Genomic DNA, 4,459 nt, shown 5'->3' with positions numbered 1-4,459 from the left:
GGGCATGGCAGGTGCGGCGCGGCTGCCGCCCGCGTCGGCGGCGCGACCGCGGCAGCGGGCAGAGCCAGGACGGCGCTGAGCATGACGGCAGTAACCCGAAAGATGGTCACGTTAACGAACGGTAATCCCCCGCAAGGCCGGCGCGGCCCGATTGAGGAAAGCGCGCAGGTTCAACCGGTTCTTACACCCTCGAGATATATACGCGAGGTATACGCTCAGGGTATGGTCACGGCATGAGTGTTCCGTTGACCCTCCTCGGCCTGCTCGAGCGCGAGCCCAGCCACGGCTACGACCTCAAGCGCGACTACGACACCTTCTTCAGCCGCGGCAAGCCGCTCCCGTTCGGGCAGGTCTACGCCACGCTCGGCCGCCTGGCTCGCGACGGCAAGATCGTGATCGGCGAGGTGGAGCCGGGCGTCGGCCCCGACCGCAAGCGCTACCTGATCACCGAGCGCGGCGCGACCGAGGTCGACGCCTGGCTGACCGAGCCGGTCGAGGCCGAGCCCAACCTGCAGACCGTGCTCTTCACCAAGGTGGTGCTGGCGCTGATGCTGGACCGCCCCGCCGCGGACTACCTCGACGCCCAGCGCGCCGTGCACCTGCGACGGATGACCGAGCTCACCGCGATCAAGCGCGACGGCAACCTCGTCGACACGCTGCTGGCCGACCACGGGCTGTTCCATCTGGAGGCCGACCTGCACTGGATGGACACCACGATCGCCCGGCTCGACGCGCTCCGGAAGATGGTGCGGCGATGACGGCGATCGAGGCGCGAGACGTGGCGCTGTCCTTCGGCAGCACCCCGGCGCTACGGGGTGCCAGCCTCTCGGTGGACCCGGGTGAGATCGTCGCCGTCATGGGCCCGAGCGGGTCGGGCAAGTCCACGCTGCTGCACTGCCTGGCCGGCATCCTGGTGCCCGACGCGGGCGAGATCCGCCTCGACGGCCGCCGCCTCGACACCATGAACGAGCAGGAGCGCAGCGTGCTCCGCCGGGACCGATTCGGGTTCGTGTTCCAGTTCGGACAGCTCGTCCCCGAGCTGACCGCGGAGGAGAACGTCGCGCTGCCGCTGCTGCTCGGCGGAGTCCGCCGCACGGCCGCGTTCCAGGAGGCGCGGCCCTGGTTCGAGCGGCTCGGTCTGGCCGGGCTGGAGCGACGCCGTTCCGGTGAGCTGTCCGGCGGCCAGGCGCAACGGGTGGCGCTCGCCCGCGGCCTCGTCGCCCGGCCGAACGTGCTGTTCGCCGACGAGCCGACCGGCGCCCTCGACTCCCTCACCGGCGAGCAGGTCATGGACCTCCTCGTCGCGTGCGCCCGCGAGCAGGGCACGACCGTCGTGCTCGTCACCCACGAGGCCCGCGTCGCCGCGTACGCCGACCGGCAGGTCATCGTGCGCGACGGCAAGGTGAACGCGCTGGTGCACTCATGATCCGGTTCGGTCTGCGACTGTGCCTGTCCGGTGGCCGGGAGGCGGCCGTCCGGCTCGTCGTCATCGCCGGCGCGGTGGCGCTCGGTGTGGGCATGCTGCTGGCGACGCTCGCCGGCATGAACGCCGTCGGCGCCCAGAACGCGCGGTACGCCTGGCTCAACACCGCCGTCGCACCGGCCTCCGCCGACCCGACGGCCGACCCGATGTGGTGGCTGATCCGAGAGGACTACTACCACGGCCAGTCGATCGGCCGGGTCGAGGTCGCTGCGCTGGGCCCGGACGCGTCCGTCCCGCCGGGCATCCCGCACCTGCCCGGGCCGGGCGAGTTCTACGTCTCGCCCGCGCTCGGCAAGCTGCTGCGGAACACCCCGGCCGCTGAGCTCGGTGACCGCTTCCCCGGCCACGAGATCGGCACGATCGGGCGGGCCGCGCTGCCGTCCCCCGAATCGCTGCTGATCGTGATCGGTCGCACCCCGGCGGAACTGGAGCAGCTGGGGGCCCGGCAGGTCACCCAGATCATGACCACCTCGCCGAGCGACTGCGGCAACGGCTGCTACGTCGGCATCAACCACGACGGCATGACACTCGTGCTGTCGGTCGTCGCGGCCGCGCTGCTCTTCCCGGTCCTCATCTTCATCGGCACGGCGACCCGGCTGGCCGCGACCCGCCGGGAGCAGCGCTTCGCCGCGATGCGGCTGATCGGCGCCACCCCCCGGCAGATCTCGGTCATCTCGGCCGTGGAGTCGGCAGTCGCCGCCGCGGCGGGTACGGCTGCCGGGTTCGGCTTGTTCTTCGCGCTCCGGTCGGGACTCGCCACGATCCCGTTCACCGGTGAACCTTTCTTCAGCGCCGACCTGTCGCTCACCGGCATCGACGTCCTGTCGGTCGGGCTGGGCATCCCGCTCGGCGCGGTCGTGGCGTCCTGGCTGGCGCTGCGCCGGGTGCAGATCTCGCCGCTGGGCGTGAGTCGGCGTGTCACCCCGAAACCGCCGCGCGCCTGGCGGCTCATCCCGCTGGTCGTCGGGCTCGCCGAGCTGACGTACTTCATCGGCCGGCGTCCCGGGACGACCAACGGCCAGATCGCCGCGTACCTGTCCGGGTTCTTGCTGGTCCTGACCGGCCTGGTGCTGGCGGGGCCGTGGCTGACGATGGTCGGCGCCCGGGCGTTGGCGGGGCGGGCCAGCCGCCCCGCCGCGCTCATCGCCGGGCGGCGGCTGTCGGACAATCCGAAGGCCGGGTTCCGGACCGTGAGTGGCCTGATCGTGGCGCTGTTCGTGACGAGCGTGGCGACCGGCATCATCACCACGTTCGTCGCCAACCGCGGCGAACCGCGCACCGACTCGGTGGCCGCCACCTCACTGGCGAAGTCGTTCTGGCCCGAGGAGGGTCCCGCGCCGACCGCGGACCAGATTCCGGCCGGGCTCGCGGCGATCCCCGGGGTCCGCAGTGTCACCGTGGTGCACCGCAACCCCGACCGGGACGCATGGCAGGGCCTGGTCACCTGCGCCGAACTGGACCGCCTGGCGGTGTTCGGCAGCTGCCCCGCCGGCGCGCGGGTCGCGCAGGTGGCGAGCGACCTCATCGGCATGCGGGCGTTCGACCTGACCAGTGACACGTACGTCTGGGACGCCGCCGGCATCGCCCCCGCGGAGGTCGACCGGCAACCGATCCTGTCGGTGGTCGTCGACACCACCAGCCGCTCCGCGTTCGAGCGGGCCCGCACCTTGCTGGTCGACGCGTTCCCACTGGGTCGCTTTCCGATCAGCGTCGGCGAGTGGGAGGCGAACTCCGCGCGGCAGCTGAGGCAGTTCCAGCAACTGGCCAACGTGATCATGCTGGCCAGCCTGCCGATCGCCGGCTGCAGCCTGGCGGTGAGCGTGGCCGGCGGGCTGAGCGACCGGAAGCGACCGTTCAGCATGCTGCGGCTCACCGGGGTGCAGCTACGCACCCTGCGTCGGGTGGTCGCGCTGGAAACCGTCGTGCCCCTGCTGCTCGTCGCGACGGTGGCGACCGGGCTGGGATTCCTGGCCGCGCATCTGTTCCTGCGGGCGCAGCTCGGCTACCCGCTGCGAGCGCCGGACCTGTCGTTCTACCTCATGGTCGGCGGCGGGCTCGCGGTGTCGCTGGGCATCGTCGCCTCGACGCTGCCGCTGCTGCGGCGGATCACCGGTCCGGAGACGGCCCGCAACGAGTGAGGCAATCCGCGGCGGACCTGCGCGGCCTCGGAGCTGCTACGACTGAAGGTCGGTGACGACGGCGAAGTGATCCGATGGCCACACCTCGTCGACGGGGGTGGTGCCGGCGAGGCGGGCGGATCGCACCCGCCCGCGCCCATCCCGGGGCAGGCCGACCAGGACGTAGTCGATACGTGAGTCGGGGAGCACCGTGTCGGCCTGGTAGCCGTTGCGGCGGTCCCAGGTGAAGCCGGGGTCGGCCGGGTCGGCGTAGCGCCAGGCGTCGACGAGCACCAGCCCCGGGACCGCGGGAGCGGTGAGCAACCCGCCGAGCAGTCGCAGTTCGTCGGAGTCGGGCTCCGCATTGAGATCGCCGGTGACCACCGGCGGGTAGGCGCAGCCCGCCGCCTCCTCGGCGACCAACGTGGCCAGCCGCCTGACCTGGGGCAGGCGCACCTGTGAGCCGCCGGGCCGGTAGGTCAGATGGGTGGTGAACATCGGCAGGGCACCGTGCGGCGTATCGATCCGCCCGTGCAGGGCCACCCTGCCCTCGCCGGGATCGCCGGTGGGCAGGGGTACCTCGGTGTGCCCGGCGATGGGCCAACGGCTGAGTATCGCGTTGCCGATGAACAGGTCGTCGTCGTGCCCGGCGCTCGTCTGGCCCGCGATCGCCCAGCACCAGTGCATGCCCAGCCGCTCGGCGAGGTCGGCGGCCAGGTTCTGCCCGTGGGTGCCCCACACCTCCTGCAGCCCGCACACGTCCGGGCCCACCTCGGTCAGCGTCGCCGCGATCGCCTCCCGACGGCGCTGCCACGGCCCGTAACGGCCCCACAGGTTCCACGTCAGGACCCGCATCAGC

4 protein-coding genes are annotated in these 4,459 nt (G+C 72.1%); 3 read left to right on the top strand and 1 reads right to left on the bottom strand.

Annotation, left to right across the window (positions count from 1 at the left end; translation table 11 throughout):
- Positions 1-233: 233 nt before the first annotated feature.
- Genes DKT69_RS34995 through DKT69_RS34985 form a run of 3 tightly spaced genes read left to right on the top strand, consistent with a single transcriptional unit; the run spans position 234 to position 3,621 of the window.
- Positions 234-758 (top strand): PadR family transcriptional regulator, encoded by a 525-nt coding sequence (locus tag DKT69_RS34995; protein WP_109805654.1) that lies wholly within the window; start codon positions 234-236, stop codon positions 756-758.
- Positions 755-1,426, top strand: a complete 672-nt coding sequence (locus DKT69_RS34990) for an ABC transporter ATP-binding protein (RefSeq protein ID WP_109805653.1) — start codon at positions 755-757, stop codon at positions 1,424-1,426. The genes DKT69_RS34995 and DKT69_RS34990 overlap by 4 nt, the downstream gene beginning before the upstream one ends.
- Entirely contained in the window at positions 1,423-3,621 is a 2,199-nt protein-coding gene (locus DKT69_RS34985; protein ID WP_109805652.1) for an FtsX-like permease family protein, read from the top strand. The genes DKT69_RS34990 and DKT69_RS34985 overlap by 4 nt, the downstream gene beginning before the upstream one ends.
- A 36-nt stretch (positions 3,622-3,657) precedes the next feature.
- Here DKT69_RS34985 and DKT69_RS34980 read toward each other — a convergent pair.
- On the bottom strand, positions 3,658-4,459 hold an 802-nt coding region (locus DKT69_RS34980; protein ID WP_201750013.1), incomplete at its 5' end, for an endonuclease/exonuclease/phosphatase family protein.

The organism is Micromonospora sicca, assembly GCF_003172935.1.
GTDB lineage: Bacteria > Actinomycetota > Actinomycetes > Mycobacteriales > Micromonosporaceae > Micromonospora > Micromonospora sicca.
The sequence above is the reverse complement of the archived record's forward strand: the minus strand, read 5'-3'. Positions and strand labels throughout refer to the sequence as shown.

Excerpts from the sequence above, each read along its gene's own strand:
- DKT69_RS34995 (WP_109805654.1), top strand. The coding sequence starts at position 234 with ATGAGTGTTCCGTTGACCCTCCTCGGCCTGCTCGAGCGCGAGCCCAGC.
- DKT69_RS34990 (WP_109805653.1), top strand. The coding sequence starts at position 755 with ATGACGGCGATCGAGGCGCGAGACGTGGCGCTGTCCTTCGGCAGCACC.
- DKT69_RS34985 (WP_109805652.1), top strand. The coding sequence starts at position 1,423 with ATGATCCGGTTCGGTCTGCGACTGTGCCTGTCCGGTGGCCGGGAGGCG.